The following is a 26,913-nucleotide window of genomic DNA, read 5'->3' as shown; positions in this document are numbered from 1 at the left end:
TCCTCTTGGGTAGATCAAATCACATAACTTGCATCGCCAGCAGGTTGATGAAACCGATCAGAAAACCGAGCAGCGCCCCGAACAGGTTGATGTACTTGAACTGCTCCTTCATGATTCCCATCAACAGCCCTTCGACCTGCAGGATATCGAGCCCATTGACCTTTTCCTCGACCATCTTGCGCACGTTGAGGGTTTCCACCAGTCGCGGCGCTTCCTTCTTCAGCATCTCTTCGACCAGCTGGCAGATCGCCGCTTCCAGCTCGCTACGTAGATCACCCGGCAGTTTCGCCGACAGCAAGCCGAGCGGCTTGCGGTAGAGCCACTCTTCGCTCTGCTCGCCGAGAATGGTCTCCAGCGCGCTACGCGCCTCTGCCGACCGGAGTACCGACAACAGTTTATCGGCCAACTGTGCGCGCGCCCGCTCAACACCGCCATCCGGCATGGCGTTGTGCAGCAGGTTATCGAAGGAGCGATCCTTGATCCGATCGATGGCGCTTTCAGTCAGGATCAACGCCGTATCGATGGTTTTACGCGACTGAACTGTCTCAACCACTTGGTTGCGAATAAAGTGACGAACCCCGACAACCTTCTCATACGGCAGCTTTTCCAGATAGCTGGGCAGCGAACGGTCGAGCAGGCCGTCAACCCGCTCGCGCAACAGCTTGGCCAGCTGCGCCTGGGTCTCCGCCTCGCGCAACCAGTTGGCGATTTCATCCCCAGCCTTATCAAGAAACTCCGGGATCTTGGCGTAAATCTTGTTCAGATCGATAAAACCGCTCAGCAAACCGGCCAGCCCGCCGAGGGAATCGAGAAACGAGTCGATCGCCTTTTTCCCCTTTTTCACCAAGCGGGCGCGGAACTGAGGATCGTAGAGCATGCCGCCGAACTTTTCCGCCAGCGGCGGCAACTCTTTTTCCAGCTGGGCTAAGAGCAGTTCGATCAAATCCTGCGGCAGGATTTCACGTAGCGGCTTTTCGCTGGCAAGCAGCTTTTCGGTTTTCTGGTCAATGTAACTGCCAACCGCTTGGGCAACCTTCGGCGATTGGAAGAATTCGGCGTACTTGCCGTCCAGATGCAGCTGCAGATCGCGATAGCGCTGCGGGGTCAAAAAACTGGCTAGATCGCGGGCCAGCAACTGATCTCCCTGCCGGTTAAGATAATCGCGCAACTTCGCCTCAAAGGGTTCACCCTGCAGGTAATCGAACACCAGCTTGACCACTTTGCCGCGCAGCAGATCAACCAATTCTCGGAAGCGGGCTCGGAAGCGGGTTGGAATCAGCGTCTCCAGCGGGCCCAGCTCTCGGTCAAGGAACAGGCCCAGCTTATCGGTCACCGCCAGTCGCAGTTCACGCTGAATCGATTCTTTGCTGAAGGCGCGGCCAACATCATCAACGGTGAGCAAGTGTTCACCGACCATCTCGCCCATTTTGCGCGCCAGTTCACCCCGCTTGCCCGGAATGATCCCCGGCGTAAGCGGCACCCGAAGACCAATCAGCCGCCACGGCTTAAGCGGCCGGAACAGCATACGGATGGCGATATAGTTGGTCACATAACCGATCAGCGCCCCGAGCAACGGAGGAATGAGATAAGGCAGGTACTGCTGGTATTCCATAAAGCGACTACTGGTCCATTTCGATTAAAGAGTGGTCGCCGATATTCATCCGTCTTGGCGAACCGACCAAGGTCACCGAATCGCCGAGCAGCGAGTGGTCGAGGATCAGGTTACTCACATGGTTTTCGGCATTGATAATCGAATTGCGGATCACGCTGTTTTCGATCCGGGTGCCGGCAGCGACCGATACATTCGGGCCGATTATCGAGTTCTTGATGATCGCGCCCCGCTCGATATGCACCGGCTCGATCATCACGCAATCGATCACTTCGCCGTGGATATGGTGGCGCCCTTTGAGCAAGAAGCGGTTCGTTTCGAGCAGGGTTTCCGGCTTGCCGCAATCGAGCCAGGCATCTATTTCCGGGGCCTTGAACTTAGCTCCCTCACCGATCATGCGCATAAACACCGACGGCAGATAATACTCGCCTTTGACTTTTTCTCCAGCTTCGATGGTCTGTTCAATGGAACGCAGGAAGCCGGCGCCATCTTTCAGATAATAGAGGCCGACCTGAGCCAGCCGGGAAATCGGCGTATCCGGCTTTTCGACCATATCGACGATATAACCGTCGCGCATCACGTTGACCCCGAAGCGCTGGTAGTCCTCCACCTCTTTCGAATAAATCAGCCCGTCGGCATCCTCACAGAGTTGTGGGATTTTGCCCAGATCGGTAACAAAAATGGTGTCGTTAAAGACCACCAGCAAGTTATCCCCCGCTTTCACCTGCGGTGCCGCTAAAGCCACCGCATGTGCCGGCCCGAGCCGCTCCTTCTGCACTAGGTACGAACACTTGAGGTCGGGGAATTTCCGTTGCATGAAATCCTCCACCTGCTGACCATTCTCATCGGTGATAAAGATAAACTCCTCAACATCGACAACCATCAACCGCTCGATGATATGCTCCAACACCGTCTTACCGGCGACATGGACCAACGACTTGGCCTTGGTGTGGGTGTGCGGACGCAAGCGCGTCCCTTTTCCAGCAACAGGCAGGACTATCTTCATCTACTCTCTCCCGTTATTCTCGCGCCGCCCCAAGCGACTCCGATAAGGTGAAAAACAACGGCTGCCCCTCGGCAGCGTGCGGATAGAAATCCAGTTTTCCCAGTGCCACCCCTTTGCTGAGCAGGTAGGTCGCCAGCAACTCACAGCTTTTCTCCGCCAATCAGCAGTAACAGCAGCGCGACCCAGCGGCGAACGAACATCGGCTATTCCTCGATGATTTCGCCGATCAGGTCGTACTCGGAGGAATCGGTAATTTTCAATTGTACCAGCTCACCGACGTCGGCTTGGCCGGCAGTGATCAGAAAATGCCCATCGATGTCGGGAGCCTGCCGGGCGCTGCGGCCTTTGAGCAACAGCTCGGTCTCTTCGCTGAAACCTTCCACCAGCACCGTCTCGGTCCGCCCGATCAGGCTGCGGTTCTTGTTGAAGGATACCCGGGCCTGGGCCTTCATCAAACGATTGAGCCTCCCTTTCTTGGTTTGTCCCGGCACCTGGTTCGGCAGGCTAGCCGCCGCCGTCCCCTCTTCCCGCGAATAACGAAACACGCCGACCCGTTCGAAATGCCCCTCTTTGACAAACGCCAGCAGCTTGTCAAACTGTTCCGGGGTTTCTCCGGGGAAGCCGACAATGAACGAGGTGCGCAACGTCAGATCGGGTATTTTATCACGCAGTTTATTTAGCAGTGCACGGATCTCTTTTTCTCCCACCCGCCGGTTCATCTCGGCGAGGATCTGGTCGTCAATGTGCTGCAACGGGATATCGAGGTAGTTGCAAATCTTCTCTTGGCTGGCGATCAGCTCAATCAACTCGTCAGAAACTCCGTCCGGATAAGCATAAAGCAGGCGGATCCAGTCAACCTCATCCACCTTGACCAGTTCTTTCAGCAGCGATTCGATTGTTGCCCCATCAGCGCGGTCCATGCCGTAAGCGGTAATATCCTGCGCAATCAGGTTGATCTCCTTAACCCCCTTGGTGGCCAGCGTGCGTGCTTCCTCAACCACCGACGCGATGCTACGGGAGCGCAGGGTGCCGCGCAGTTGTGGGATGATGCAATAGGAGCAATGATTGGCACAACCGTCGGCGATCTTGATGTAACTGCTATAAAAGGGAGATGAATTGACCCGCGGTGTTTCGTGGTCGTAGAGATAATCGGGGATGCCGATCTCCTGACTCGGCTCATCAAGCTGCAGCTGCCGTTCGATCAACTCGACAATCCGCGGCGCCTCAGCGGTTCCCATAAACAGGTCGACTTCCGGCAACTGCTTGGCCAGCTGTTCCTTGTAGCGCTGCGGCAGGCACCCGCTTACCACCAGCAGCTTGCAGTTCCCCACCTGCTTGTAGTCAGCCACTTCCAGTATGGTGTCGACCGACTCTTCTTTGGCGTCGTTAATGAAAGAGCAAGTGTTGACGACGATAATTTCGGCCTGACTTTCATCGGTGATGATCTCATAACGATCGGGCGGCAGATGACCAAGCATCACCTCGGCATCAACAAGATTTTTCGGGCAGCCAAGGCTGACCAATGCGACTTTGAACTTATCCACGGAACGTCCTGATTTTAATTTTAACGGTTTTCAACAACGGAAACGAGGAGTGAGCAATTTTTCCCAAGGTCAAGGTAAGCAAGAATCGGCAGCGGAGGCATCCATGGGATGCCGCACAATGCCGATTCGCCGCTTAACGCAGAGTTTGGGGAAAAGGGCCACTCCCTACGATCTCATATTTTCAAACTGTAATTCGATGCCAAGATCCTTCCCTTTGAGCATTTGCATCACTTCCTGCAGGTCATCGATCTTCTTGCCCGAAACCCGCACCTGCTCCTCCATGATCTGGGCCTGAACCTTCAGCTTGGTTTCCTTGATCAGCTTGACGATCTCCTTGCCCTTTTCCTTGCTGATCCCCTGAACGATCGCGGCTCGCACCCGCACCTGCCCGTGGGATGCGGACTCTTCCTTGCCATAGTCAAGGCACTTGGGAGAAACGTTGCGTCGGACGAACTTGGCAATCAGAATATCCTTGATTGCCTGCAGCTTGTAATCATCAGCGGCAACAATTTTTAAGCAGCTTTCATCTAATTCCAGCTCATTCTGGGTCCCCTTGAAATCGTAACGTTGCCCGATCTCTTTGATCGCCTGGTTGACAGCATTATCGACCTCTTGCAGGTCGACCTTGGAAACGATATCGAAACTCGGCATACTATAAACTCCTTATCGTACAAGCTGTTGAGCAATAATCCCCAAAGAATCAGAGCCTTATAACACAAAACCGCTCCGGCATGAAAGCTCCGGAGCGGTTAAATCTGCGTTTGCGCTAAAGCTCGTAAATCGTTTTACTGAAAACCGGGATAGGTTTCTTCGGGATGCACCACTTCTACCCCGGCGGGGCGGTGGAAAACGAAAAAGCTCTCGGAGAGGTCCCGATTGACCCGAATGTCTTGAAATTCGATGGTGGTGCGGTTGTCGTTCGGATCATTGACCATGGTGGCAAGGATCGGAAAATATTCTCCGGTCCGGTTGTTTTCGACATAATCATTAACGGCATTCCGGTCGACGACAATCCGTAGGGTGCGAATCAGCGGGGAATTCCGCCGTGGTTCCAGTTCGAGCACATAGTTCCCCTCGCGGTCAATGTTCGGTGCCCCCCAGCGAATGTTAAAATCACGCGACAAGTTGCCGAGACCGCTCAAAAAGCTCACTGGGTTATCGCTTTGCTGGCCTGCTGCCTGACTGATATCGCTTTCGATCACTTGGCGGTTATCAGGCTGATAAACCCACAGGGTGCGACCATCGGAAATGATCTCCTGGTCCGTCGGCTCCCGGTATTCCCAGCGAAACATGGCCAGCGGGGCATCAACAAGGTTCAACCGCTGGAATTTGAAGCTCACCTCGCCGCGCCCGCGCTGAACACGATCGATCGAATCGATCTGCGACTCTTGAAAAAAATCGGCCTGAAAATCGTAAATCCCGGACGTAGGCGTCCCGCGATCTTTGGTTGCCGTCGCCTTAAAAGGAATTTCCAACGCGTTGATGACATCGTTCAGCCCAAGTGCCGAGGCCATAGAAACGGTCGACAGAAGCGCAAAAAGTAACAGAAAAAGAGAGCGAGCCCACATAGGTAATCTCCACGTTGATCAAATATAAAAATGCAATTTTACCAAATTTACCCTGGAGGTAGTAGGGCCTTTTCAGCCATCGATCTGCTCACGCAGTTTTTCCAGCGCCACCGTCTGCGGTAAAAGATAGATCGCTCCCTGCAGGCGGCCGTCGGCACCCGCCTCCCCCAACAGTCGGGTCTGCACGATCAGGCAGTCTTCTCCACTGGCCAGCTGACAGCGCTGCAACAGTTCCTTGAGCGGAGCACAATGCAGCTGCGGCGGTGACGGTAAGGCTCGCAGTCCCAGCTGCTCATCAATGCTGGCCAAAAAAGAGGATGCCATAATGTTGCCTACTTCGCGCAATGTCGAGCTGGCCGGCTCGACAAGCAAATTGTCGCTCGTCGTCCCAAGCAGGCGCCCGCACAACCAAGCCGCACACTCTTTGCTGAAAGTCAGCAGCATGCCGCCATTAACCTCTCCCGTGACCTGCAGGTAAATCCCCAGCTGCTGCTCAGCTTCCGCATCGAGAACCTTCTTACAGTCGGATAGCAAAACGTTCGCGACCTCAACTTCGATGTTTTGCCGCAGCAAACGAGAGAGCATTTGCGCAGCTTGCCGCATCCCCTGTTGAGAAATTTGACAGAGTTTTTCTTGCTGCAAATTGTTTGTCATTCAGGCTCCCTTGGCCCGTCGCCCTTCCAGCTTCGACTGCAGGTCGAATAAAAACATGATGCGGCCATCTCCCAAGATCGCGCCACCACCGGTGCCGCGTAACTGGTCGAAGGGGCTCGGCAAACTCTGTACAAAGACTTCCTGTTGTCCTTGCAGGCGATCGACAACCAGCCCTACCTTGCGGCCGAAAACTTCGGTGATCACCAGAGACAGCATGGTTTTCCCTGGACCCTTCGGACGCTGCATGATTTTCCGCAGTGACAACAAGGGGATCAGTTCCCCATGCAACGAGATCGCCAGCTGCTTTCCGCTGGTCTGCACCTCCCCCGGCTCCACCTCAACCGTCTGCAAAATTCGCGTAATCGGAATCCCCAGCAGACTTCCGTCACATAGAACCAGCAGCACCCGGATAATCGCCACCGACAACGGCAGTTTCATGGTGACGCGTGTGCCCTTCCCCAAGTTAGAGTCGATCAGTAAGACCCCACCCAGCTTTTCGACGACGCTTTTCACGACATCCATGCCGACCCCGCGCCCGGAGGTTTCGGTCACTTGTTCCTTGGTTGTAAAACCGGGCAGGCAGAGTAATTGGTATGTTTCGAAATCGCGCATGGTTTGCGCCTGGCCCGGGCTGATCAAGTTGCTATCCAGTGCCCGTTGCCGGACCATTTCCGGATCAATCCCCCGACCATCATCGGCGACCTGGATTAGAATCTGGTCCCGCTCGCGCCAGGCCTTGATCTGCACAGTCCCTTGCTTGGCAATCCCGTGGTCGATGGCGTTACGGATCATGTGGGTCAACGGATCGGTCAATGCTTCGAGAATCGATCGATCGATCTCAAGCGATGCGCCCAAAACTTCCAGCCGGACCTCTTTGCCGCTGCTGCGGCACAGGTCACGGACCGTGCGCGGCAAGCGGCCGGTGACACTTTCCAGCGGCATCATCCGAACCTGCAGAACCTGATGGTGAAGGCTTTTCACCAACCGGGCCAGCTGGCCGAGACCTTCGTTCAGTTCTGTCCAGTCCTTCTCCCCGGCGGCGCTTTGCAGCTGGTAACGATTGGTGATCAATTCTCCGGTCAAGTTGATAAACCGATCCAGCAGGTCGGTATCAACCCGAACCGTGCTCGTCGCCGAAACTCTGCCTGGTTTATTGCGGGCGGTTTCCTCTTCAAGAACCGCCGCAGGGAACTCAATTTTGCTCAGTTCCCTGTAACACTCCAAGCGCTTGAGAATCTCCTGCTGGGGGATCTCGGTCTCGAGTTGAACCAGCAGAGTCCGGCTGATCTCCCCTTGCAGCAAGTTTTCTTCGCTCGGGGTCGTCTCGAGGACAGTGCCGAATTCGGCCACCCTATTCAACAACACCAGCAATCGTGGACCGGGCGCAACGACCGATTCATCCAGCAACAACCGGATCAGCATCCTATTGCTGGCCAAATCGCAACAGGCGTCATCCTCCTCAGCCGAATCCAGCGGCTCCAGTTCGATCAACGCCAGCTGTTCCCCGTGGATAAAGAGATCAACATCCCGCTCCTGTTCTCCTTGTGCGATATCCTCCAGCAGCCCCTCCAACAGATCAACTCCGGCCAGCAACCGATCGATCATCTCGCTCGAGATCTGTCCCTTCCCGCGGAACTCGGCCAATCGGTCTTCCAGATGATGGGCCAGGCGAGTCGTCGCATCGAACCCCATTGTCGCAGCCATCCCTTTGATCGAGTGAGCTTCACGGAACAGGGAGTTGATCCCTTCGCCATCCTCCGGGTCAGCTTCGACCGCCACCAGCTGCTTGGCCATGTTCTGCAGATGCTCGGCCGCTTCGCTTAAAAACATCTTGCGATATTTTTCAATATCCATCAGTGGTCCTGATTAATTGGCGAACTCAAGCGTTGCAAACCCGGGCGACAACATCCAGCACCTGCTGGTCCTGAAACGGTTTAACGATAAAATCCATGGCCCCGGCATTAATCGCTTCCATCACCATGCGCTCCTGCCCCAGAGCGCTGCACATGACAATCCTGGCTTCCGGAAAGTCCTGCAAAATTCTTCGCATCGCATCGATGCCCCCCATCCGCGGCATAACGATATCCATGGTCACCAGATCGGGCTGAAGTGCTTGAAACTGCTCGACCGCCTGAAACCCGTCTTCCGCCTCAGCCACCACCGTCCAACCGGCCCCTTCAAAAATATCGCGCAGCAAATTCCGCATGAAAAGCGCATCGTCGACGATCAGAACCTGTTTCATTTTCGATCTCCATTTCCGGTACAGATTTGTTGCAAAAGCAACCGTAGTTGTGCCAGATCAAGCATACTGATCATCTGCCCACTGCGATTCAACACGCCTCGGATGCAGTCTTTCTCCGAATCGCTCTGCGACAAGACGCTGTGCACCAAATCGAGGGTAATAATCCGCAGTAATTGGTCGACCACCAAAGCGACCGGACCATGTTCATCAGTCAGGACGATCATCCGCTCCGAACGGAGGCCAGCCGGAAAACCGAGCAGCAACGGTAGATCGATCGCCGGAACGATGCGACCGTGAAAACCGATTGCCCCCAGCACCGTCTCCGGCACTCCGGGTATTGGGTGCAGCTGACAATGCTCGACAATCTCTTGCACATCGATCAGTTCCAAGGCATAAACCTCTGCCCCCAACTTGAACGGCAATAACTGGCTCATGCCTGGCCGCTTTCCAGATCTGCGCCCAGATTGAAGCGACTGACCGAGGTCAGCAGCTCATCGGCCAACTTCGACAACCGCTGTGAAGCGAAGGTCATCTCCTCCATCGACGCTGACTGCTCTTCCGTCGCCGCAGAAACCTGCTCCGTAGAGGCCGCATTATCTTCGGTGACCCGGGCGATCTCTTCGATCGCTTCGACAATCGCGCTCGAACCAAGCTGTTGGTTGGCCGTCAACTCCATAATTTTTGCCGCTTTTTCCTGTGCGGTTTCCGCTTTATCGATAATCGCACTAAAGGTATTGCCGGCCACATCGACCGCCTCACGGCCGGAGTCGATCGACTTAACGCTCTCGGTCATCGACAGATGAACTTTCTGGCTCTGCTCGCGGGTCGCCTCGATCAATCGGGTTATTTCGGCGGCTGATTCGCCGGTGCTGTCGGCGAGCTTGCTGACCTCCTCGGCAACCACGGCAAAACCGTGACCATATTCCCCGGCACGGGCCGCCTCGATGGTGGCGTTTAACGCAAGGAGGTTGGTTTTCTGAGCAATGTTGGTGATGACATCGATAATGGTGCCGATCTTTTGCACCTGTTCGCTGAAAGCCACAATCAACTGGCTGTTCTCTTCGACCTGTTCCAGTACCTGTTTCATACTGGCAATGGCGGTCGTCGCCATATTCTCCCCCTGCCGGGCGGTCATGGTTGTCTCTTCAGCCGATTGAGAAAGTTTGGTCGCCGATGAAGCGATTAGTTCGATCTCGTTGGCCATCTCCTTGGTAACCTTGGAGACACGCTCCACCATTTCCGCCTGGGTCTCGGCGCCGCGGCTGATCTGTTCGATCGATCCGGCTACTTCATGCGAGGTGACAGTCATCTCTTCAGCGGTTGCCGCCAGGGAAATTGAGGCTTCGTTGACATTGACCGAACTGTTGCGAATCTGGCCGACCAGATTGCGCAAACTGTCAACCACCAGATTCAGGGAGTTGGACAGATCTTCTGTTTCATCACTGAACAGTCCCTGCCGTAGCCGCACCTTGCGGCTTAAATCGCCACTGCTCAGACGCTCTGCGCCTTCGGTAAGGATGCTGATGTTGGCCGTAAACGCCTTGGAAAAGAGCCAACCGAACACCAAGCCAACCAGCAGTGCACCGCCAATCGCCAACGGCTGATAAAGCCATTCCGGTATCGCCAGACTGGGTACCGTCAGATTTAGCAGCACCACTGACGCCACGACGAAAATAAACCCGATGACAAACTTGTAGGTGATTTCAACACGCATTTTTCATCTCCTTCAGGGCGTTCGCCTGATTCATTTAAAATGCTTAATTATTCAAATACTACTAAGTTTAGCTAAAATCCTGTGATTTTCCGACCACCACTGTCGGCAATAACTGTTCTCCCTCCTCCAGCCGCTGATAGATCCGTTCTGCCGGATCGATGCACTGAAAAAGTTCTCGGCAGGAAGCAACAAGGTTTTCCGCCCGTCCGAGAACCAGATACCCGCCGGCCGACAAGGCTGCTGTCAGAATCTGTAGCACGCGCTGCTGTTGTTCTCGGGAAAAATAGATCAGCACATTGCGACAGAGGATCAGGTCTGCCCGGTAAAACGGCTGATCACTCAAAATGTCATGCCGGAAAAATTGCACGCTGTTCCGAATGCTAGCAGTCAAGGAATAGCGATTGTCTATGTGTTCAAAATATTTCTGCAACAGACTCTCTGGAACCTCGTGCAAACGACTCTGCTCGTAACTGCCTCGCTTGGCCCGCGACAAGGCCTCCGAACTCAGGTCGGTTCCGATAATCTTCAGTAATCCTGCTTCGATCGAAAGCTTCTGTCCCAACAGAGCGATTGAATAGGGCTCTTCACCATCGGAGCAACCAACACTCCAGATCCTCAACTTGTTCCGTTGCCGGAGGGATTGCTCAAGCAACTCCGGCAGGATCTTTTTTTCCAGCACTTTGTAAGTACTGGGATTACGAAAAAAGTGCGATACATGAACACTTAACGCCTTCAGAAGTTGTTCCTGCTCGCTCACTTCTGCGGCCAAATGCGTTACGTAGGCAGCCGGGTTGCTCATCCCCAAAGTTCTGATTCGCGTGGCGATCCGCCTCTTGATGCAAAGATCTTTATAGCCGCTTAGACTAAAATTCTGTTGCTGGCGAAGAATTTCTCCGATCTGCCAATATTCGACCTCGGAGATATCACTGCCGACAAAAGGCACCTCATGCCCGAACAACAACTTTCCCCCCAAATTCTGCTCATCAGGAGAAATGGTCAAAACCACCTCGTGAACATCGATAGAGACTGCCATCCGCTTGCCTGATATTCAGCCCAGGCTGACGACAGATCGCGCCAACCTTCGTCAGTTTCCCGCCCTCAAAGGCCATTTCAGACAACCCTTGGTGGGGTGAAGTCAATAACAGCTCATAATCTTCACCACCGGTCAAAGCCAGATCGATCAATTCCGGGGCTTCCTGCAACCGTCTGCGAAACGGCTCCGACAACGGCAAAGAGGACAATTCCACTTCGGCACCGACTCCGCTCTCTTCGAGAATGTGCCCCAGATCGGAAAGCAGGCCATCAGAGACATCGAGCATCGCCGATGCCAACTTTCCGTTCGCCAACTGGCGGCCCAAAACCACTTTTGCCTCCGGTCTGTTGTGCCGTTGTAACAGAGCCTCTTCCGGGTTTCGCCCTGCCAGAAAATCGGTCAAAGCCACGGCACTGTCACCCAATGTCCCCGACACGTAGATGGCATCCCCCACCTTCGCACCGTCACGACAAATTGCACAGCCAGTTTCCACTTCTCCCTGCACGGTCACCGAAATCAGCAGCGGCCCCAAAGAACGGCAGGTATCCCCCCCGGCCAAAATAGCACCGTGTTCCTCGGCAACAGCAAGAAAACCGGTAATGAACTGCTCCAACTCCGTCACCGGAATCTCTATCGGGCAGGCCACAGCGAGGAACAGGCTTTTCGGCTGCCCCCCCATGGCGGCGATATCACTGATGTTGACCGCCGCCGATTTACGCCCCAATTCCTCCATGCTGATCCACTGGCGGTTGAAATGTACCCCCTCGACCAATAAATCAGTACTGGTGAGGAGTTCCCAGCCTTCGCGCTGAAACTGGATTGCACAATCGTCACCGATCCCTTTGACCAGATGTGCTGCAGTTCCTACCCGCTGCTGAATTTCGCGGATCAGGCCGAACTCCCCCAATTTTTTTAAGTCTTTTATTTTCATTTCAGTATCGTTTGCGTTTAATTTTTAGCTCTTAATTATTATTTTTCTTTCACGATCTGTCAAGCACACGACACAAAAAAAGGCGACCAGCTCTCGCTGGTCGCCTCGGGACTATAAACCGCCTTGATTACTGCGCTTGCGGCCCTGCCTGGGTGAAATCGAAATCATCGTTGTCGGTGATGTATTTCTTGAAGTTCTCGACAAACATCCCGGCCAGCTTGTTAGCGGTCTGATCAAAAACATCTTTGTCCGTCCAAGCATTGCGCGGGTTGAGCAGGTCGGTATCGACGCCCTGCAATTCCTTCGGAATGTTCAGGTTGAAGAAGCGGGTCTGCTCAAAATCGACATTGTTGATGCTACCGTCAAGAATTGCGTTGACGCAGGCTCGGGTCGCCTTGATGCTCATCCGCTTGCCGACGCCGTAACCGCCACCAGCCCAACCGGTGTTGACCAGGTAAGCGTTAACCCCATATTGCTCCATTTTCTCGCCGAGCAGTTTGGCATATGCGGTCGGGTGCAGCGGCAGAAAGGCCTCGCCGAAGCAAGCCGAGAAGGTGGCCTGAGGCTCGGTGACTCCACGCTCGGTCCCGGCAACCTTAGCGGTGTAACCGGAGAGGAAGTAGTACATTGCCTGCTCTTTGGTCAGCTTGGAGACCGGCGGCAACACACCGAACGCATCGCAGGTCAGGAAGATGATGTTCTGCGGATGCCCGGCCTTGAGGGTCGACTCATGGTTGTCGATATGCTCGATCGGGTAGGAAACCCGGGTATTCTCGGTTTTGGAGCCATCGGCGAAATCGATTTCGCCATTATCCTCGTTATAGACAACGTTCTCGAGCAGTGCGTTGCGCTTGATGGCGCCATAGATCTCAGGCTCGCTCTCGGCGGAGAGATCGATACACTTGGCGTAGCAACCGCCTTCAAAGTTGAAGATACCGTCTGCATCCCAGCCGTGCTCGTCGTCACCGATCAGCTTGCGGGCGGCGTCGGTCGACAGGGTGGTTTTGCCGGTTCCCGAGAGGCCGAAGAACAGGCAGACGTCTCCGTCTTTGCCGACGTTGGCGCTGCAGTGCATGGAGAGGATGTTCTCCAGCGGCAGCCAGTAGTTCATCATGGTGAAGATGCCCTTCTTCATCTCGCCGCCGTACCAAGTGCCACCGATGATGGCGACATTCTTTTCGATGTTGAAGATGACGAACACCTCGGAGTTTAGGCCGTGCTCTGCCCACTTGGGATTTGTCATGCCGGCAGCATTGTAAACCCGGAACCCTGGCTTGAAATTCGGCAGGTCGGCTTCATCCGGACGAATGAACATATTCTTGACAAAGTGGGACTGCCAGGCAATCTCGGTGATGAAACGAACACTGCGGCGAGTGCTTTCGTTTGATCCGCAGTAACCGTCAGTTACATAAACATCTTTTCCGGAGAGGTAATCGATGACGTCGGCGTAAAGCTCGTCAAAAATTTCAGCAGAAACCGGCTTATTGATGCTGCCCCAAGCGATGTTGTCCTGGGAAGGGGTCTGCTTGACAAAGTACTTGTCTTTCGGCGAACGGCCGGTAAATTTACCGGTATCGACCATCATGGTCCCGTTGGCAGAAACTCTACCTTCTTTGTTGTCAGTCTCATGGGTAAAGAGTTCTTCGTAGCTGAGGTTACGATAAACCTTTCCCACACTTTTGAGTCCCAGAACGTCTGCCGTCAGTTCGCTCATCAATTCCTCCATGGGTGATGCGTCTTCACTTGAGGGTTGAAAAATTTTAGTCAGCCGCTAATAAAACACTTAAGTTTTTATTTGTATAAACCGGCCGAGCAACCGGCCGGACTATAGCCCAAAGAAGCTTTCCTGACAAGACCACAAGCGCATTTTATGGCATCAAAAGCTGTTTTTTTGTCACAGTAGACAGTTTTTCAGCACAGAGAAAACTTCCTTAAACAGCGACCGGTGATTTTAGTTACGCTAAAATCACCGGTCGTTATTCGTATGTATTCTATTTTATTCGATTAAGCCGCCTGCTTTAAAACGACTCCCCAGCCTTGCAGCTCTCTGACAACAGAAAGCATAAGTTCAGCAACGCTGCCGGAAACAGCCGGACTCAACTCCATCCCGACCTCCACCGACTCCGCCTGGATTCCCCAGACAACCAACTGCTCTGGCAAATGCCCCTGCAGTTCAGCGACTGCCAGCAAGTCCTGCAACCCCATCTGGTGCACAGACAGTTTGTTGGCAAAGGCACGCGGTACCTCTTCTCCTTCCAGGCGGAACAGTTCCCCTGCTTGAGCCCCCATCCGCAGGGCGTCGATCACCAGCAGCTTGTCGACCCCTTCAAGATAGGGAAGCAGGTCAAGCCCCAGGGTGCCTCCATCCAACAATTGAACCTCCTGCGGAAACCGGTAGCTCTTTTCTAGTTCGGCGATCATACGACCACCGAGGGCATCGTCGGTCATCAGCAGGTTTCCTAACCCAAGCACCAAAACCGTCATCAGAGATCTTCTTTCTCGACAAACTTATAGCCGCTGAAGATACTGCTCATCACCCCGTTCATCTCTTTGACATCCATCAACCAGGCACTGTAGAGGTGATTGATAAAAAACCCGACCAGCAACCACATCACAGCATGATGCACCAGTCGCAAGGTCTGCAAATCGATCAGGGAGGTCAGCCAACCGAGCGAGGCAAACCAGAAGCCAGCCGGTTGTGACTGGGCATATAGCGTGAACCCGCTGACAATCTGAATGATAAAAAGTGAAAAAACAGCGGCATACGCCATGCAGGCCAACGGATTATGACCGACCTCGTAGGGTAGCTTCGGACCACTGAAGGTATAGTATCGAAAAAAGGTCAAGGCGCTCTTACGCCCTTTCTCGGTCGCCCAGGGGAAAAACATCCGCCAGGAGGAATGATGGTTCCCAACGATAAACCAGTAAATCCGAACCAGCATCGACACCAGAAAGAGGTAGCCAAACAGGAAATGGATGAACCGGTTCCAGCCCATAATATATTCCGCCGTACTGCTCGCGGTGTAAAAGGGGTGGCCGATATAAAAACCAGTCAGGGAGAGGACCAAGACGCAAATGGCATTGATCCAGTGGGTGAATCGGACCGGCAGTTCCCAGACATAACGTATCTGTAGCATGCTCCGCCTCCTCGCTTATAGTGCTCTCACCCGGATGATCTCGCTCCCCTGGCCATCGAGCAGATGGACCGCGCAGGCCAAACAAGGGTCGAAGGAATGGATGGTGCGCAAAATTTCCAACGGCTGCCTCTCATCAGCAATCGGGGTATCGATCAAAGCGGCTTCGTACGGCCCCAGCTGGCCGCGCGGGTCGCGCGGCCCTGCGTTCCAGGTTGAGGGAACCACCGCCTGATAGTTTTTGATCGCCCCGTTTTCAATTCGGATCCAGTGCCCCAGGCCACCGCGCGGAGCTTCGTGATATCCGAACCCTTGGGCCTCTTTCGGCCAGGTTGCCGGATCCCACTTTTCACTGTTGTGCACTTCGAGCACCCCGCGCCCCATATTGTCCGCCAGCTGCTGCAGCCAGAGTTCGCTCTTTTGCGCCAGCATCAAGCAATCGATCCCGCGCGCGGCGGTCCGTCCGAGGGTCGAAAAGAGTGCCGCCGGACCAATCCCCAACTGCTTGAGGACAAAATCTACCGCTCCCTTGGCGTCGGTATTGCCGCTGGCATAAGCGACCAGCACCCGCGCCAACGGGCCGACTTCCATCGGCTGATCCATGTAACGAGGCGCCTTGACCCAGCTGTATTTGTTGTCAGTATCCAGATACTCATACGGTGGCTGCGGCCCGGTATAGTTGTGGTTGGTTTCGCCAAGATAAGGATGTTTCCCTTTATCATCCCCATCGCTGTAGCTGTACCAGCTGTGGGTAACATATTCGCTGATTTTTGCTTCGTCCAGCGGCATCAAGTTGGCTAGATCCTTGCCCATAATGATGCCGCGCGGAAAATACAGATTGTCGGTTCCGCCGCCGTTATCCATCGGAAAATCACCGTAGCTCAGATAGTTGCCGACGCCAGCGCCGATCGCGGCCCAGTCTTTATAAAAAGAAGCGACCGCCAGCAGATCGGGGATATAGACCTGCTCGACAAAGGTTCGCGCCTTTTTCAGCAGCTTGCCAATCAGAGCTATCTTGTCCGCGTTGATGGCGTTCTGGCTGTCCGGATCGACCGGCATCGACATACCACCGACCAGGAACGTTTGCGGGTGCGGATTTTTCGAACCGAGGATCGCATGAATCCGGATAATATCCTTCTGCCACTCGAGCGCTTCTAGGTAATGGGCCACCCCCATCAGATTCGCCTCAGCTGGCAACTTATAGGCGCTATGCCCCCAGTAAGCATTGGCGAAAGGGCCGAGCCGCCCGGTGCCGACAAATGCCTTTACCCGCTGCTGTATTCCCTGGAAATAGTTCGCGCTCGACAGCGGCCAGTCAGAAATCGACTGTGCCAGGCTGGCGGTCTTCTTCGGATCGGCCGAGAGGGCGCTAACCACATCGACCCAGTCAAGAGCATGCAAGTGATAAAAGTGAATGACATGATCTTGGATATTCTGAACCGCCATGATCAGATTGCGGATCAAACGGGCATTGTCCGGGATCTGGATCTGCAGCGCATCTTCCACGGCACGGATACTGGCCAACGAATGCACGGTGGTACAGACCCCGCAGAATCGCTGCGTGAAATGATGGGCGTCGCGCGGGTCGCGCCCTTTGAGGATGGTTTCGATGCCGCGAAAAGCGGTTGAGGAACTCCAGGCATTGGTGATCTTCCCCCCTTCGACCTGCGCTTCAATCCGCAAGTGCCCTTCGATGCGTGTGATCGGATCGACAACGATTTTTTTTGCCATGGCTTAGTCCTCCTTGACCACTTGATCGGCTTCCAGCTTGTCACCCCTGCGCAAAGCACTGGCAACACCATGGGCCGCAAAGGCAACCCCTGTCGCCGCAACCAGACCAAGACCGATCTTGTCGACCGTCGATTCAATGCCGAAGCCAGCCACCTGCGGCAGTCGCTTGTAGAATGGAGTCATGCTGTCCCAGAAATATGGTTCGCTACAGCCGAGACAGCCGTGTCCGGACTGAATCGGCCAGCTGGTTCCCTCGTTGTAACGAACCGTCGGACAGTTATGGAAGGTTTCTGGCCCCTTACAGCCCAGTTTATACAGGCACCAGCCTTGGCGATGGCCGGGATCACCGAAGCTTTCCGCATACTGCCCGGCATCGAAATGTCCCCGACGCTCGCAGTTGTCATGAATCCGCTTGCCGTAGGCGAACTTCGGCCGCCCGAACTGATCGGTAGCCGGCAAGCGGTTGAAAGTCAGGAAATGGACGATGGCAGCGGTCAGGTTTTCCGCATTCAGCGGGCAACCGGGCATGTTCAGCACCGTCGCTCCCGGCACCGCTTCCGATACCGATACAGCGCCAGTCGGGTTCGGATTGGCCGCCGGGATGCCGCCGAAAGAAGAACAGGAGCCGACCGCAATGGTCGCGGCGGCGTTGCCGCAAACCTGACGCGCGATATTCACTGCCGAGTCACCGCCGATCGTGCAGTAAACGCCATTGTCAGCCATAGGGATCGAACCTTCGACCACGGCAATATATTTGCCTTTGTATTTTTCGAGGGTCTGATGCTTGGCCTCTTCCGCCTGATGCCCGGCTGCAGCCATGATGGTTTCATGGTAATCGATCGACAGATAGTCGAGGATTACATCGGCTGCAGTCGGCTGATTGGCCCGCAGGAAAGCTTCTGAATCGCCGGTGCAACCCTGGAACTCAACCCAAATAACTGGAGGCCTATTATCTGCCTCCATCGCCTCGGCAATCTGCCCCATCATGCTGGCTGGCAAGGCCAGACTGGCAGTCAAAACTGAACAGAACTTTAAAAAACTCCGCCGGCTAACGCCGCGCGATTCCCATTTCTCTAAAATCTTTTCGGAGACAATCTCCTCGTTAAAAACCGATTGCTGCTCCTGCATACACCATCCTCCTTTCGTAACCCCCCAGATAAAATCGCCACAACAACTGATATAATTAAAACAAAGGGAGTAGAGATTCACAATAACCAGCAGCTAAGAAATATAACAGCGTTACAAACATTTACCAAGGAGAAAAGTCGGGAACCTTTAGGCAGGTAGGAGCTTCTCATTGGGATTAAAAACTTTTTCTTGTCCGGTGACATGAGACAACTATTGCGGCAAAACACAACAGAAGTACTGTTTTTTTGCCTATTACAAGACAAACTACTCTTGCTTTAAGAGGCCGAGATGAAAATTTTGTTAACAGGTGCAACCGGCTTTGTCGGCCAAGAGGTGCTACGAACTTTGCTAAAAGTAAACCACGAGGTTCGAGCTTTGATTCATAATCAATCTAAGATCAAACAAGTTACTGGTGCCGAAGTCCACATTGGAGATACCACACGCCCTGAAAGCCTAACCGAGGCATTAGCAGGATGTGATGCGGTTATCCATCTGGTCGGAATCATCCGCGAATATCCTCACCGCGGGATCACCTTCCAGAAGTTGCACACCGAATCGACCCGCAACATGCTGGAGACTGCTAAAGATCAGGGGGTTACCCGCTTTCTCCACATGAGCGCAAATGGCACCCGGGCTGATGCGGTAACTAACTACCACAAAACCAAATGGGCGGCAGAACAACTGGTGCGCCAGTCCGGTCTCGACTGGACGATTTTCCGACCTTCGCTGATTTACGGCCCGAGCGACCAATTCATCAACATGCTAGCGGCCCTGATCCGCAAGCTACCGGTTGTCCCGGTAATCGGTGATGGCAAATACCGGCTACAACCGGTCAGCGTCAAAGACGTTGCCACCGGTTTTGTCAGGGCCCTCGATTGTCCGGAAAGTATCGGCCAGGCTTACCACTGCGGGGGACCTCAAGTTTACAGTTACGATGAACTGCTCGATCTGGTCGGGGTGGCAATGGGGAAAAAAAAGGTCTACAAACTGCATCAACCACTAGCGATGATGAAACCGGTTGTCGCCCTACTGCAGTCGATTCCCCAATTCCCGATGACCAGCGACCAACTGCAGATGCTGCTTGAAGAGAATATCTGTGAACAGGGTGATTGGGAAAAAACGTTTGCTATAAAGCTTCAGAAACTGCCCGAGGGGATTAGTGAATATGTGAATTAGGGTTAGGAGCAACAGCAAAGGCCCCTGAAAATCAGGGGCCTTCGTACATCTATCAAAAAGCGACCAGATCGCGAGTTTTCTAAATCGGGTTAAACATCTATGCGTTCTTCCAAAATCGATTTCTTTCCTTTACCTCCTTCGGCTTGAGTCAAGCTTTCGAGTAACACCTTGCCGCCGATTGCCGCGGTCTTTTTAACTAAGTTCTCGGCTGTTGCCCCATCATGTTTACGGAACGCTTCGAGCAACTTATCGTGTTCCGTCACCGAAATGTCCATCCTCCCATTGACTGAAAGCGAGGCCATCCGCAAGCGATTGAACTTCATGCCGAGCTGCTGAATTAATTCAACCAGCTTGCTGTTCCCACATGCTTTCAGGAACAGTTCATGAAATTCATTATGAACACGATAAAAAGTCTTAACGTCCCCTTCCTCTGCCAATTGCCTCAAGCGTTCGTTGATCGCTTCAAGCTTTTCCAGCTCCTTCTCCGACAGTTTGTCAGCAGCAAGTTCCGCCGCGTAACCTTCAAGGATGCTTTTAATCGCGTAATATTCCTGCACGTCCTGTTCGGATAGCGCCGCAACCACAGCTCCTTTGCGCGGAATGACTGTCAGGTAGCCTTCCGATTCCAACTGCCGGAATGCTTCCCGGATTGGCGTTCGACTGATCCCGAAACGTTCCGCCAACTCCGGCTCAGCGACTTTCTCCCCCGGTTTCAGGTTTCCCTTGAGGATCGCTTCGCGGATTGTTTCGAGGATCTTCTCCCGCAGCGTCTGATGTCTTTCAATCGGTTTGCTCTTCACGGTCGCTTCTCCCCATTTTAAATTTGCTAAATTGTATACAGTATACAGCGCAAGTCAATCCTTTTCTGTATACAGTAGACAATTGTTCCGCTTACTTCGATTTCTTGTTTTTTTCTCACCGGATAGCTATCATGTCTTCACTAAAACCTCTGGAGCACCAATGGATCCTCTACGCAAAGTTCTGCTATCGCTTTTAATTCTGGTTATCCTGATCGGCGGCGGGACAATCGGCTATGTCATAATCGAAGACTGGTCCACGTTCGAGGCTCTATACATGACGGTCATTACCTTGGCCACGGTCGGCTACAGGGAAGTACACGATCTTTCCCACGAAGGACAAGTCTTTACCATCGTGTTGATTATTTTCGGCGCAGGTAATATAGCCTATGCCATCGGTTCGATGATTCAGTTCATGGTGGAAGGCCAGTTACGCAAGCTGATGGGGAGGAAAAAATTGCAAAAACAGATCGGAAGTCTAAAAAACCACTATATCGTTTGCGGTTTCGGCAGGATCGGACGACTGGTCAGCCGGGAGTTCGCTTCCAAGCCGATTCCCTTCATCGTTGTGGAACAGGATGCGGAACGCTGCCAGAATCTTGAAGATGCGGGATATCTGTTCGTCCAGGGGGATGCAACAAATGACGCGGTGCTTGAACGAGCCGGCATCGACAGGGCCAACGGGCTGATCACCGTGGTCACCTCCGACTCCGCAAACGTTTTTATCACCCTGACCGCCCGCGGCATCAACCCGAACCTGTTTATCCTAGCCCGCGCCAGCGAGGATGGTGCGGACATCAAACTGATGCGTGCCGGAGCCAACAAGGTGGTCTCACCTTACACCATTGGCGCAACCCGGATAGCCCAGGCGATCCTGCGCCCGTCGGTGGTCGATTTTATCGATATCGCGACCGGCACCGAAAACATAGAGCTGCAGCTGGAAGAGATCCGCATCGCAGAGAAATCGACCCTAGCTGGAAAGACGTTGGTGAATTCGGGATTGCGCAAAGATCTGGGGCTGATAATTGTCGGTATCAAGCGGCATCAGAAGATGACCTTCAACCCTGATCCGACCACCGAAATTGAAGTGGGAGATATCCTGATTACCCTGGGCGAGCCCGGGGCGATTAAGAACATGGAACACATCGCTTACGGTGCCATATAAAAAAGACATGCAATCATTACTTTTTGCCCACACGCCGGCACAACTGCTGCCGGCCCGGATGCCTTTTTTGCTCAATCGCAAACTGCAACCGGAAGTTGCTTGCCAGGAAGTCAGAATTGAAAAACTTGACTTAGCAGCAATGGCCGACTGCGCGTCGCAACTTGCGGAAAAACAGTTAAAAACCACGGTTCATGCCCCGTTTAGCGACTTCAATCCGGGAAACCCGAAAAAACGCTTACGCATAACCGCTCACTCTATCTGCCAACAATCACTGCAACTGGCGGCTGCACTCGGTGCCGGCCTTATCGTCTTTCACCCGGGGATTCCGTATCAGGCCCCCCCTAAGACGCAGGAGAGTTGGCTGAAATATGCCCTGGAGTTCTGGCCTGAGTATATTGAGCAAGCCAAGCAACAAGGAACCATTATCACGGTGGAAAACATCTACGAACGACAGTCTGTGATTTTCGAGCAGCTTTTCGCTGATCTGGGTTGCAACCATTTCGGCCACTGTTTTGATATCGGCCATTGGAACATTTTTGCCGATCAACCTCTTGATAATTGGTTCCTGAAATTGGGCAAACACATGAAACACCTGCACCTGCATGACAACTTGGGGGAAACCGATCAACACTTGTCGATCGGCTCAGGCGATATAGATTTTACCGCTCTTTTCCAGCAGGTGCAGAAGTTGCCCGCGCCGCCAAGCATGACACTTGAAGCACATAACTTACCCGACCTGGAACTTTCCCTGCAACAGATTCAGCCATATCTGAAATAACCAAAAACAAAGGGCCTATCCAGTTTTCCCTTGGATATACCCTTGTCCCAAAAATTTCCAGAAGCCAGAAAACCTATTGTTCACCCCAAAGCTCCTTTTCGCGATGTTCCAGCCAACTACCATAAAACCAGACATGACCCTGCTCGACACCATAAAGAAAGATGACGAGATAAAACACCACCATAAAATGGTTGTCCAACCCCCCGGAAAAGGCATAAAAAAGGTAGAAGGAACTCCGATATCCGAGCTGACTCCATTTGACTACCGGCACAGCATAGTTAGTCATTTTGGCCAAAGTACTCAGCGTTACCCAAAAACCGTAGATAGCCAAAACAAACGTGATCTGATATATCGGTGGCACAAAATTACGCAGCTCCCGGAAGTCGGCCGGGACAAGATCAAGCAGATAAATTTCACGGAACTGCAACGCCCCGATGCTGATCAGAAAAAACAGGAGGACCTGCCATAGGCCACGCTGCGACAGCGACTGCCAATTTTTGGTATGCGCTGCGCAACCTGATTCGCCCAGTTGGCCTGTCAGCTCCTGTTTTTTCAAATCCGTCATCTTCTCCACTACTCTGCTTAAGGTAATAGGCTTCCCTGGTTTATTGTTACCAGCCTAATGAGCCACCGGGGAATGATGCTCTTCCAAATGCTCTTCCAAATGCTCTTCCAAATCCTCTTCCCAGCCGGTCCACATTGGCTTGAAATGGGCAAAGGGGGTGTGCCCCAGGGTTGCCAGATAAATATGGGTAAAGAGAAACGCGCAGAGAGAGCAGGCGAGCAAGAAGTGCAAGCCCATCAAGATTTTCAGCCCACCCATCATAATGATCAAACCACGCAGTGGATCGACGTTGGTCAGCAGAATTCCCGTCAAGCTAACCAGCGGAACCAGCACAAACATGATCGCCAGATAAGCTGATTTCTGCAGTGGGTTGAACTTGTCTTCTGGAGTCGGATGGTGCGGGTTGTCCCAGCCAAGGAAGTAGGTCAAGAAGTAAAATTTTGCCTGTCGGAAAATCCCCACCTTGATGTCGTCTGCTTTCGGCACATAAATCTTGCCCATACTCCGGGCAACAAAGGCATAGTAGAAGAACCAGATCGAAAAAGAGATCGCGACCACGAATCCTGCTGTGTTGTGCAGGATAATCGCTGACTTATACTCACTGAACAAGGTAACGTATTCGGGAAAACGGATCTGAGCGCCGGTTGCGCAGAGCGTTACGATTCCCAAAGCGTTCAGCCAATGCCAGATGCGAACCGGGGTCGGTTGCAGATAAATCATTTTCTTTTCAGCCATGACGATATCCCCCATTAGTGTTGTCTATTTTTACGGGTCAAGAAGCGCAGGGTACCGTGCCCGATCGGCATCAACAGGCCGCCGATGATAATCATCAGGCCGATGATGTTCAACGAAGCGCTGCGGGTGGTTCCCATCATATAGAAGTCGGGGGTGCCGTTCAGAGCCTTGAGAATCGCTCCCCGCTCGACTTCGATCCTGGAGAAAGTTCCTTCGGCGTTCGGTAGCGCGATAAAACTGGTCTGCATCTTTTCCGTTCCGGACGTGTGGCAGAAGCTGCAGTCCCAGCGATTATCGAGCGTTTGTACCGAGTGGCTGACGATTTTCGGCGTCAAGGTGGCTTCCAGCCGCATCTTTTCATAGCCCGGGTTTCGGTTGAAGGTGCGCAGTTCCGCCAGAGATACAAAATTGTCCTGGTTCAAATCGATCAGGCTTTGAATGTTTCTGTCGCCAGCCAGCGTCTGCAGGTCAGCATGATCGGACAGCTCGAAGTCGCCCTCCACAGCCTCACTCTCCTGCTGGATAATGTAGAGGATGATTACGTAATCTTCCGATGCCGTATGGCAAGAGATGCAGGGTAGCTTGGCAACGTGCAGATCGGCCTGCGGCAACCATTCGCTGTGACTTTCAACGACGCTGCTGTTTTGATGGCAGTTGGCGCACTGCTGATTCAAATCGTAGCCGGACACCTCGGTCAGTCCGTGAACCCGGTGCGGGTTATGGCAATCGCCACAGGTCGCATTTCCGCCATGCGCACTGGCCTGATGTTCTTCCTCTATCTCTGCGTGACAATCGAGGCAGTTGGCCTTGGAAACTTCTACGCCGTCGTCCGGATGCTCTTCCCCAACGGATTCATGGCAAGAGAGACAACCCATTTCCGCGTGCGCCGTATTATCATAAACGCCGACATTGATAAACAGCTCTTCGCCAACCGTATCCATATCACCGTGGCAGTCCTGGCACTCTTCGGAAACTATCGCAATTGCTCCGAGTGGGAACAGGAAGACCAGTAGTGTACAGAGCCACATCAACAGTGATCGAAGTACATTTTTCATTTTTCCTTCCTTTGCTTAAAGAGGCTCAGGTGGCTTCAGTTTCTGTTTCAAGGACAACCGAAGGTGCGGTGAAACGCTCTCTGTTCTTCCTAACTTGCCGCCACTCGCCAAGGAAATAAAGCAACCAATATTGTAACCAAATGGGATAGAACGATGATGCCGCAATATGTCAAAGAGAAAGAAACCAGTAGAAACACGAATCCGTCTAGGCTGTCCCTCAACATCCAAACAAAGTTCACCGTGCCCAGGTATGACAACAAAATCAGGGTCTTGAGCAAGAGCCGTTTCATGCTTTACTCCTCCGGCACAACCGGTTCTGTGCAGATTATTCAACGATACTTACTGGTTGCCGCTTCCAGTTCTTCCTTCTTGCCGAAGATCCCTTTGATCAGCCCGTAAGCCATGGAAAGAATCGGCACCATCTGCAGGAAGATAATCAGCCCGCAAATTCCTAGAAATGCCCAAACCAGCACGTTGCTGCTATCTTCCCGTGCGCCAGCTTCCGCCAGCACCGGCAAGCTCGATGCCAGTAAAATTGTTACAGCCATCATCAGTCTCTTTGCAGTTTTCATTTTCGTCTCCTTCGGTATTTAGTTTGTTTTGACTTCCGCCGTTAAATCAATGCAGCGCCCAGATCGTTCAGAGCGCACTCGACAACCGAACGCAACTCTTCTTCATCCTCACGGCACTGAGGTTTTAGAGCATGATAGAAAATCCCCTTCTCTCGGACCTTACGCAACATTTTTGGCGAGTTGGCATCGGAGATCAGAATGATGTGCAGATATTTGTTGCATTCCCGCAGCAGAGTAACAACTTCTGCCGGGCTGATCTTTTCCTCAAAGCTGCTACCCAATAAAACGATCGGCTGATTCTTCTTGATGATGTGAGCCACCAAAAAGGCTGCGGACCCAGTGGTGTCGACCTGATAATTCGATTTCTGGAAAAAATCAGCCAAACGCTGCCGGGCTTTGGGGTCTTTATCAACGATGAGTATTTTCCGTGCCTGCATAATTTGGAACCTCTTCTGTTTATGAGGATGCACTGGTTTTACTTTGGTTTTCCACCAGAGCTGTCTTTCTGGCACCAAAGGCAACTTCCTTCACGATACAGCCGAACAACAACAGGGCCGGGATGCACTGGAGAACAATAATGGCGCCAAAAAAGATTAGGAAGAATTTTGCCATCGGCGTCGTTTCCGGGCCGAGCTCCCACGCCATTATCGCTGTTGCCGTACCTGCTGCTATCAAACTCGCGACCAGGCTATAAACGACTTTCTTTTTCATATTGATCTCCTTTCCTTCCATGAAGTGTTGTCTGTGCTTCTTCCTAAGAGCAACCTGCGTACCAACCTTGACCATTATTTTTAACTCTATTTTTTATAAATAATTTCAGCTACTTAATTGACATTTGCGGCATTCTTTCGGGCCTTGACCCACCTCCTGCTTCGCAGGAATTTTCTTGCCAAGCAGGAAACTTCCCGCCGCGCAAGAATCGTCACTCAGGACAGAAACCGAGGATCGTCTTCTTCGCAGCATTGATTTCCAAACTGACCACATGACCGGCTCCTAAAGGGGGGTGTCAGCCACAGTCAGGCCTCCATACAAGGAACCTTTCCATTCCTCCACAGCTGATTTCTTTTGATCGATGGCAAGCTTCTTTACCTGAACCCGGATATGAGCGGGTAAATCCTTCGGGAACAGGGTTTTTTTGTTTTTAGCCGCCAGTAGTGCCTGGCTGAGGCTGTTTTCCAGTTCACGGACATTCCCAGGCCAAGGATACTTCTTCAACAATTCCTTGAATTCAGGGGAAAGGTCTTTCGGGATAAAGTTTCCGGATTGATAAAAACGCTTCAGAAAATATTCAGTTAACTGCTCGATGTCCCCGAACCTATCCCTGAGGGGAGGAACTTCAACTAGCAAAGGCTGTATCAAGGTATACAGCTCTGGATTGAATTTTCCTTGGGCAACCATCCGTCGCAAGTTGCGGTTTGTCGCGGATACCAGGCGAAATTCGACACGAACATGGGAGTTTTGGCCGACCGGCCTATACTTACCGTCTTGCAGCAGTTGACAGAATATCTTTTGCGTTGAAGAAGGGAGATCGGCAACTTCATCGAGAAACAAGGTCCCTCGGTTCGCTTGTGACAAAAGCCCACTATGCCCGAAACGATTCTCTCCTGTGTGGCCAAGGAGCAATTTTTCGGCAATAGATTCCGGAATCGAACGACAGTCAACTACAACGAAATTCTTTCCGTTCCTGCTGCTGTTCTGATGAATAGCTCGCGCGAAAAGTTCCTTGCCGGTTCCTGTTTCGCCACAGACCAACACACACGCTTCGCTTTGCGCAGC

29 protein-coding genes are annotated in these 26,913 nt (G+C 52.9%); 3 read left to right on the top strand and 26 right to left on the bottom strand.

Going from position 1 to position 26,913, the window contains the following annotated elements:
* Positions 1 to 19 precede the first annotated feature (19 nt).
* From Q7J88_RS07060 to Q7J88_RS06975, 18 genes are all read right to left on the bottom strand, one after another.
* Positions 20 to 1,612, bottom strand: coding sequence for a DUF445 family protein (locus tag Q7J88_RS07060; protein WP_303721461.1), 1,593 nt, complete (start codon positions 1,610 to 1,612; stop codon positions 20 to 22).
* Positions 1,613 to 1,619: 7 nt separating this feature from the next.
* Positions 1,620 to 2,615 (bottom strand): sugar phosphate nucleotidyltransferase, encoded by a 996-nt coding sequence (locus Q7J88_RS07055; protein WP_303721460.1) that lies wholly within the window; start codon positions 2,613 to 2,615, stop codon positions 1,620 to 1,622.
* Between the two features lie 13 nt (positions 2,616 to 2,628).
* The gene (locus tag Q7J88_RS07050; RefSeq protein WP_303721459.1) at positions 2,629 to 2,754 is read right to left on the bottom strand and encodes a hypothetical protein; all 126 of its coding nucleotides are present in this window, start codon (positions 2,752 to 2,754) and stop codon (positions 2,629 to 2,631) included.
* Between the two features lie 64 nt (positions 2,755 to 2,818).
* Complete coding sequence (gene rimO, locus Q7J88_RS07045; RefSeq protein ID WP_303721458.1) at positions 2,819 to 4,159, bottom strand: 30S ribosomal protein S12 methylthiotransferase RimO; 1,341 nt, start codon at positions 4,157 to 4,159, stop codon at positions 2,819 to 2,821.
* A gap of 165 nt (positions 4,160 to 4,324) precedes the next feature.
* Positions 4,325 to 4,810: a YajQ family cyclic di-GMP-binding protein gene (locus tag Q7J88_RS07040; protein WP_303721457.1), complete on the bottom strand. Its 486-nt coding sequence runs from the start codon at positions 4,808 to 4,810 to the stop codon at positions 4,325 to 4,327.
* A gap of 134 nt (positions 4,811 to 4,944) precedes the next feature.
* Positions 4,945 to 5,727, bottom strand: coding sequence for an outer membrane lipoprotein carrier protein LolA (locus Q7J88_RS07035; RefSeq protein ID WP_303721456.1), 783 nt, complete (start codon positions 5,725 to 5,727; stop codon positions 4,945 to 4,947).
* 72 nt (positions 5,728 to 5,799) lie between these two features.
* Positions 5,800 to 6,381, bottom strand: coding sequence for a chemotaxis protein CheC (locus Q7J88_RS07030; protein WP_303721455.1), 582 nt, complete (start codon positions 6,379 to 6,381; stop codon positions 5,800 to 5,802).
* The gene (locus tag Q7J88_RS07025; protein WP_303721454.1) at positions 6,382 to 8,235 is read right to left on the bottom strand and encodes a chemotaxis protein CheA; all 1,854 of its coding nucleotides are present in this window, start codon (positions 8,233 to 8,235) and stop codon (positions 6,382 to 6,384) included.
* A gap of 25 nt (positions 8,236 to 8,260) precedes the next feature.
* The gene (locus Q7J88_RS07020) at positions 8,261 to 8,623 is read right to left on the bottom strand and encodes a response regulator (RefSeq protein ID WP_303721453.1); all 363 of its coding nucleotides are present in this window, start codon (positions 8,621 to 8,623) and stop codon (positions 8,261 to 8,263) included.
* Positions 8,620 to 9,057, bottom strand: a complete 438-nt coding sequence (locus tag Q7J88_RS07015; RefSeq protein ID WP_303721452.1) for a chemotaxis protein CheW — start codon at positions 9,055 to 9,057, stop codon at positions 8,620 to 8,622. Before Q7J88_RS07015 ends, Q7J88_RS07020 begins: the two co-directional genes overlap by 4 nt.
* Positions 9,054 to 10,337, bottom strand: coding sequence for a methyl-accepting chemotaxis protein (locus Q7J88_RS07010; protein WP_303721451.1), 1,284 nt, complete (start codon positions 10,335 to 10,337; stop codon positions 9,054 to 9,056). Before Q7J88_RS07010 ends, Q7J88_RS07015 begins: the two co-directional genes overlap by 4 nt.
* Before the next feature lie 67 nt (positions 10,338 to 10,404).
* A complete protein-coding gene (locus Q7J88_RS07005) occupies positions 10,405 to 11,370 on the bottom strand; it encodes a protein-glutamate O-methyltransferase CheR (RefSeq protein ID WP_303721450.1) in 966 nt (321 codons plus the stop codon).
* Positions 11,321 to 12,301: a thiamine-phosphate kinase gene (thiL, locus tag Q7J88_RS07000; protein WP_303721449.1), complete on the bottom strand. Its 981-nt coding sequence runs from the start codon at positions 12,299 to 12,301 to the stop codon at positions 11,321 to 11,323. Before thiL ends, Q7J88_RS07005 begins: the two co-directional genes overlap by 50 nt.
* A 127-nt stretch (positions 12,302 to 12,428) precedes the next feature.
* Positions 12,429 to 14,015 (bottom strand): phosphoenolpyruvate carboxykinase (ATP), encoded by a 1,587-nt coding sequence (gene pckA, locus Q7J88_RS06995; RefSeq protein WP_303721448.1) that lies wholly within the window; start codon positions 14,013 to 14,015, stop codon positions 12,429 to 12,431.
* A gap of 290 nt (positions 14,016 to 14,305) precedes the next feature.
* Positions 14,306 to 14,785, bottom strand: coding sequence for a HyaD/HybD family hydrogenase maturation endopeptidase (locus tag Q7J88_RS06990; RefSeq protein ID WP_303721447.1), 480 nt, complete (start codon positions 14,783 to 14,785; stop codon positions 14,306 to 14,308).
* Positions 14,785 to 15,438, bottom strand: a complete 654-nt coding sequence (gene cybH / locus Q7J88_RS06985; RefSeq protein ID WP_303721446.1) for a Ni/Fe-hydrogenase, b-type cytochrome subunit — start codon at positions 15,436 to 15,438, stop codon at positions 14,785 to 14,787. The genes Q7J88_RS06990 and cybH overlap by 1 nt, the downstream gene beginning before the upstream one ends.
* Positions 15,439 to 15,453: 15 nt before the next feature.
* Positions 15,454 to 17,166, bottom strand: a complete 1,713-nt coding sequence (locus tag Q7J88_RS06980; protein ID WP_303721445.1) for a nickel-dependent hydrogenase large subunit — start codon at positions 17,164 to 17,166, stop codon at positions 15,454 to 15,456.
* Positions 17,167 to 17,169: 3 nt separating this feature from the next.
* Entirely contained in the window at positions 17,170 to 18,294 is a 1,125-nt protein-coding gene (locus tag Q7J88_RS06975; protein ID WP_303721444.1) for a hydrogenase small subunit, read from the bottom strand.
* 288 nt (positions 18,295 to 18,582) lie between these two features.
* Here Q7J88_RS06975 and Q7J88_RS06970 point away from each other — a divergent pair, with 288 nt between their 5' ends.
* A complete protein-coding gene (locus Q7J88_RS06970; RefSeq protein ID WP_303721443.1) occupies positions 18,583 to 19,470 on the top strand; it encodes a complex I NDUFA9 subunit family protein in 888 nt (295 codons plus the stop codon).
* Between the two features lie 89 nt (positions 19,471 to 19,559).
* On the opposite strand, the gene Q7J88_RS06965 is transcribed toward Q7J88_RS06970, so the two are convergent.
* Complete coding sequence (locus tag Q7J88_RS06965) at positions 19,560 to 20,270, bottom strand: GntR family transcriptional regulator (RefSeq protein ID WP_303721442.1); 711 nt, start codon at positions 20,268 to 20,270, stop codon at positions 19,560 to 19,562.
* A 160-nt stretch (positions 20,271 to 20,430) separates the two neighbouring features.
* Between Q7J88_RS06965 and Q7J88_RS06960 the strand changes: the two genes are divergently transcribed.
* Both Q7J88_RS06960 and Q7J88_RS06955 read left to right on the top strand, forming a co-directional pair.
* Positions 20,431 to 21,432, top strand: a complete 1,002-nt coding sequence (locus Q7J88_RS06960; RefSeq protein ID WP_303721441.1) for a TrkA family potassium uptake protein — start codon at positions 20,431 to 20,433, stop codon at positions 21,430 to 21,432.
* Positions 21,433 to 21,439: 7 nt separating this feature from the next.
* Positions 21,440 to 22,210, top strand: a complete 771-nt coding sequence (locus Q7J88_RS06955; RefSeq protein ID WP_303721440.1) for a sugar phosphate isomerase/epimerase — start codon at positions 21,440 to 21,442, stop codon at positions 22,208 to 22,210.
* A gap of 73 nt (positions 22,211 to 22,283) precedes the next feature.
* On the opposite strand, the gene Q7J88_RS06950 is transcribed toward Q7J88_RS06955, so the two are convergent.
* The 7 genes from Q7J88_RS06950 to Q7J88_RS06920 all read right to left on the bottom strand — a co-directional run bounded on the left by Q7J88_RS06950 (position 22,284) and on the right by Q7J88_RS06920 (position 26,892).
* Positions 22,284 to 22,775, bottom strand: coding sequence for a hypothetical protein (locus Q7J88_RS06950; RefSeq protein WP_303721439.1), 492 nt, complete (start codon positions 22,773 to 22,775; stop codon positions 22,284 to 22,286).
* A gap of 54 nt (positions 22,776 to 22,829) precedes the next feature.
* Positions 22,830 to 23,510: a cytochrome b/b6 domain-containing protein gene (locus Q7J88_RS06945; protein WP_303721437.1), complete on the bottom strand. Its 681-nt coding sequence runs from the start codon at positions 23,508 to 23,510 to the stop codon at positions 22,830 to 22,832.
* A gap of 14 nt (positions 23,511 to 23,524) precedes the next feature.
* On the bottom strand, positions 23,525 to 24,565 hold the full coding sequence (locus Q7J88_RS06940) for a cytochrome C (RefSeq protein WP_303721436.1): 1,041 nt from the start codon (positions 24,563 to 24,565) through the stop codon (positions 23,525 to 23,527).
* A 329-nt stretch (positions 24,566 to 24,894) separates the two neighbouring features.
* Positions 24,895 to 25,137 carry a hypothetical protein gene (locus tag Q7J88_RS06935; RefSeq protein WP_303721435.1) on the bottom strand — a complete coding sequence of 81 codons (243 nt, stop codon included), beginning with the start codon at positions 25,135 to 25,137 and terminating at the stop codon, positions 24,895 to 24,897.
* Positions 25,138 to 25,178: 41 nt separating this feature from the next.
* Positions 25,179 to 25,574: a response regulator gene (locus tag Q7J88_RS06930; protein ID WP_303721434.1), complete on the bottom strand. Its 396-nt coding sequence runs from the start codon at positions 25,572 to 25,574 to the stop codon at positions 25,179 to 25,181.
* Positions 25,575 to 25,593: 19 nt separating this feature from the next.
* Positions 25,594 to 25,848, bottom strand: coding sequence for a hypothetical protein (locus Q7J88_RS06925; RefSeq protein WP_303721433.1), 255 nt, complete (start codon positions 25,846 to 25,848; stop codon positions 25,594 to 25,596).
* Between the two features lie 282 nt (positions 25,849 to 26,130).
* Positions 26,131 to 26,892, bottom strand: a complete 762-nt coding sequence (locus Q7J88_RS06920) for a sigma 54-interacting transcriptional regulator (protein WP_303721610.1) — start codon at positions 26,890 to 26,892, stop codon at positions 26,131 to 26,133.
* Positions 26,893 to 26,913: the final 21 nt, after the last annotated feature.

The sequence above is a fragment of the Malonomonas rubra genome, from assembly GCF_003247215.1.
Classification (GTDB): domain Bacteria; phylum Desulfobacterota; class Desulfuromonadia; order Desulfuromonadales; family Geopsychrobacteraceae; genus Malonomonas; species Malonomonas rubra_A.
This window is presented reverse-complemented; position numbering and strand designations above follow the sequence as displayed.

What these genes read in the sequence shown, in the direction of transcription:
- Q7J88_RS07060 (WP_303721461.1), bottom strand. Translation starts at nt 1,612, where the DNA reads ATGGAATACCAGCAGTACCTGCCTTATCTCATTCCTCCGTTGCTCGGG.
- Q7J88_RS07055 (WP_303721460.1), bottom strand. Translation starts at nt 2,615, where the DNA reads ATGAAGATAGTCCTGCCTGTTGCTGGAAAAGGGACGCGCTTGCGTCCG.
- Q7J88_RS07040 (WP_303721457.1), bottom strand. Translation starts at nt 4,810, where the DNA reads ATGCCGAGTTTCGATATCGTTTCCAAGGTCGACCTGCAAGAGGTCGAT.
- Q7J88_RS07035 (WP_303721456.1), bottom strand. Translation starts at nt 5,727, where the DNA reads ATGTGGGCTCGCTCTCTTTTTCTGTTACTTTTTGCGCTTCTGTCGACC.
- Q7J88_RS07030 (WP_303721455.1), bottom strand. Translation starts at nt 6,381, where the DNA reads ATGACAAACAATTTGCAGCAAGAAAAACTCTGTCAAATTTCTCAACAG.
- Q7J88_RS07025 (WP_303721454.1), bottom strand. Translation starts at nt 8,235, where the DNA reads ATGGATATTGAAAAATATCGCAAGATGTTTTTAAGCGAAGCGGCCGAG.
- Q7J88_RS07020 (WP_303721453.1), bottom strand. Translation starts at nt 8,623, where the DNA reads ATGAAACAGGTTCTGATCGTCGACGATGCGCTTTTCATGCGGAATTTG.
- Q7J88_RS07015 (WP_303721452.1), bottom strand. Translation starts at nt 9,057, where the DNA reads ATGAGCCAGTTATTGCCGTTCAAGTTGGGGGCAGAGGTTTATGCCTTG.
- Q7J88_RS07010 (WP_303721451.1), bottom strand. Translation starts at nt 10,337, where the DNA reads ATGCGTGTTGAAATCACCTACAAGTTTGTCATCGGGTTTATTTTCGTC.
- Q7J88_RS07005 (WP_303721450.1), bottom strand. Translation starts at nt 11,370, where the DNA reads ATGGCAGTCTCTATCGATGTTCACGAGGTGGTTTTGACCATTTCTCCT.
- thiL (WP_303721449.1), bottom strand. Translation starts at nt 12,301, where the DNA reads ATGAAAATAAAAGACTTAAAAAAATTGGGGGAGTTCGGCCTGATCCGC.
- pckA (WP_303721448.1), bottom strand. Translation starts at nt 14,015, where the DNA reads ATGAGCGAACTGACGGCAGACGTTCTGGGACTCAAAAGTGTGGGAAAG.
- Q7J88_RS06990 (WP_303721447.1), bottom strand. Translation starts at nt 14,785, where the DNA reads ATGACGGTTTTGGTGCTTGGGTTAGGAAACCTGCTGATGACCGACGAT.
- cybH (WP_303721446.1), bottom strand. Translation starts at nt 15,438, where the DNA reads ATGCTACAGATACGTTATGTCTGGGAACTGCCGGTCCGATTCACCCAC.
- Q7J88_RS06980 (WP_303721445.1), bottom strand. Translation starts at nt 17,166, where the DNA reads ATGGCAAAAAAAATCGTTGTCGATCCGATCACACGCATCGAAGGGCAC.
- Q7J88_RS06975 (WP_303721444.1), bottom strand. Translation starts at nt 18,294, where the DNA reads ATGCAGGAGCAGCAATCGGTTTTTAACGAGGAGATTGTCTCCGAAAAG.
- Q7J88_RS06970 (WP_303721443.1), top strand. Translation starts at nt 18,583, where the DNA reads ATGAAAATTTTGTTAACAGGTGCAACCGGCTTTGTCGGCCAAGAGGTG.
- Q7J88_RS06960 (WP_303721441.1), top strand. Translation starts at nt 20,431, where the DNA reads ATGGATCCTCTACGCAAAGTTCTGCTATCGCTTTTAATTCTGGTTATC.
- Q7J88_RS06955 (WP_303721440.1), top strand. Translation starts at nt 21,440, where the DNA reads ATGCAATCATTACTTTTTGCCCACACGCCGGCACAACTGCTGCCGGCC.
- Q7J88_RS06950 (WP_303721439.1), bottom strand. Translation starts at nt 22,775, where the DNA reads ATGACGGATTTGAAAAAACAGGAGCTGACAGGCCAACTGGGCGAATCA.
- Q7J88_RS06945 (WP_303721437.1), bottom strand. Translation starts at nt 23,510, where the DNA reads ATGGCTGAAAAGAAAATGATTTATCTGCAACCGACCCCGGTTCGCATC.
- Q7J88_RS06940 (WP_303721436.1), bottom strand. Translation starts at nt 24,565, where the DNA reads ATGAAAAATGTACTTCGATCACTGTTGATGTGGCTCTGTACACTACTG.
- Q7J88_RS06935 (WP_303721435.1), bottom strand. Translation starts at nt 25,137, where the DNA reads ATGAAAACTGCAAAGAGACTGATGATGGCTGTAACAATTTTACTGGCA.
- Q7J88_RS06930 (WP_303721434.1), bottom strand. Translation starts at nt 25,574, where the DNA reads ATGCAGGCACGGAAAATACTCATCGTTGATAAAGACCCCAAAGCCCGG.
- Q7J88_RS06925 (WP_303721433.1), bottom strand. Translation starts at nt 25,848, where the DNA reads ATGAAAAAGAAAGTCGTTTATAGCCTGGTCGCGAGTTTGATAGCAGCA.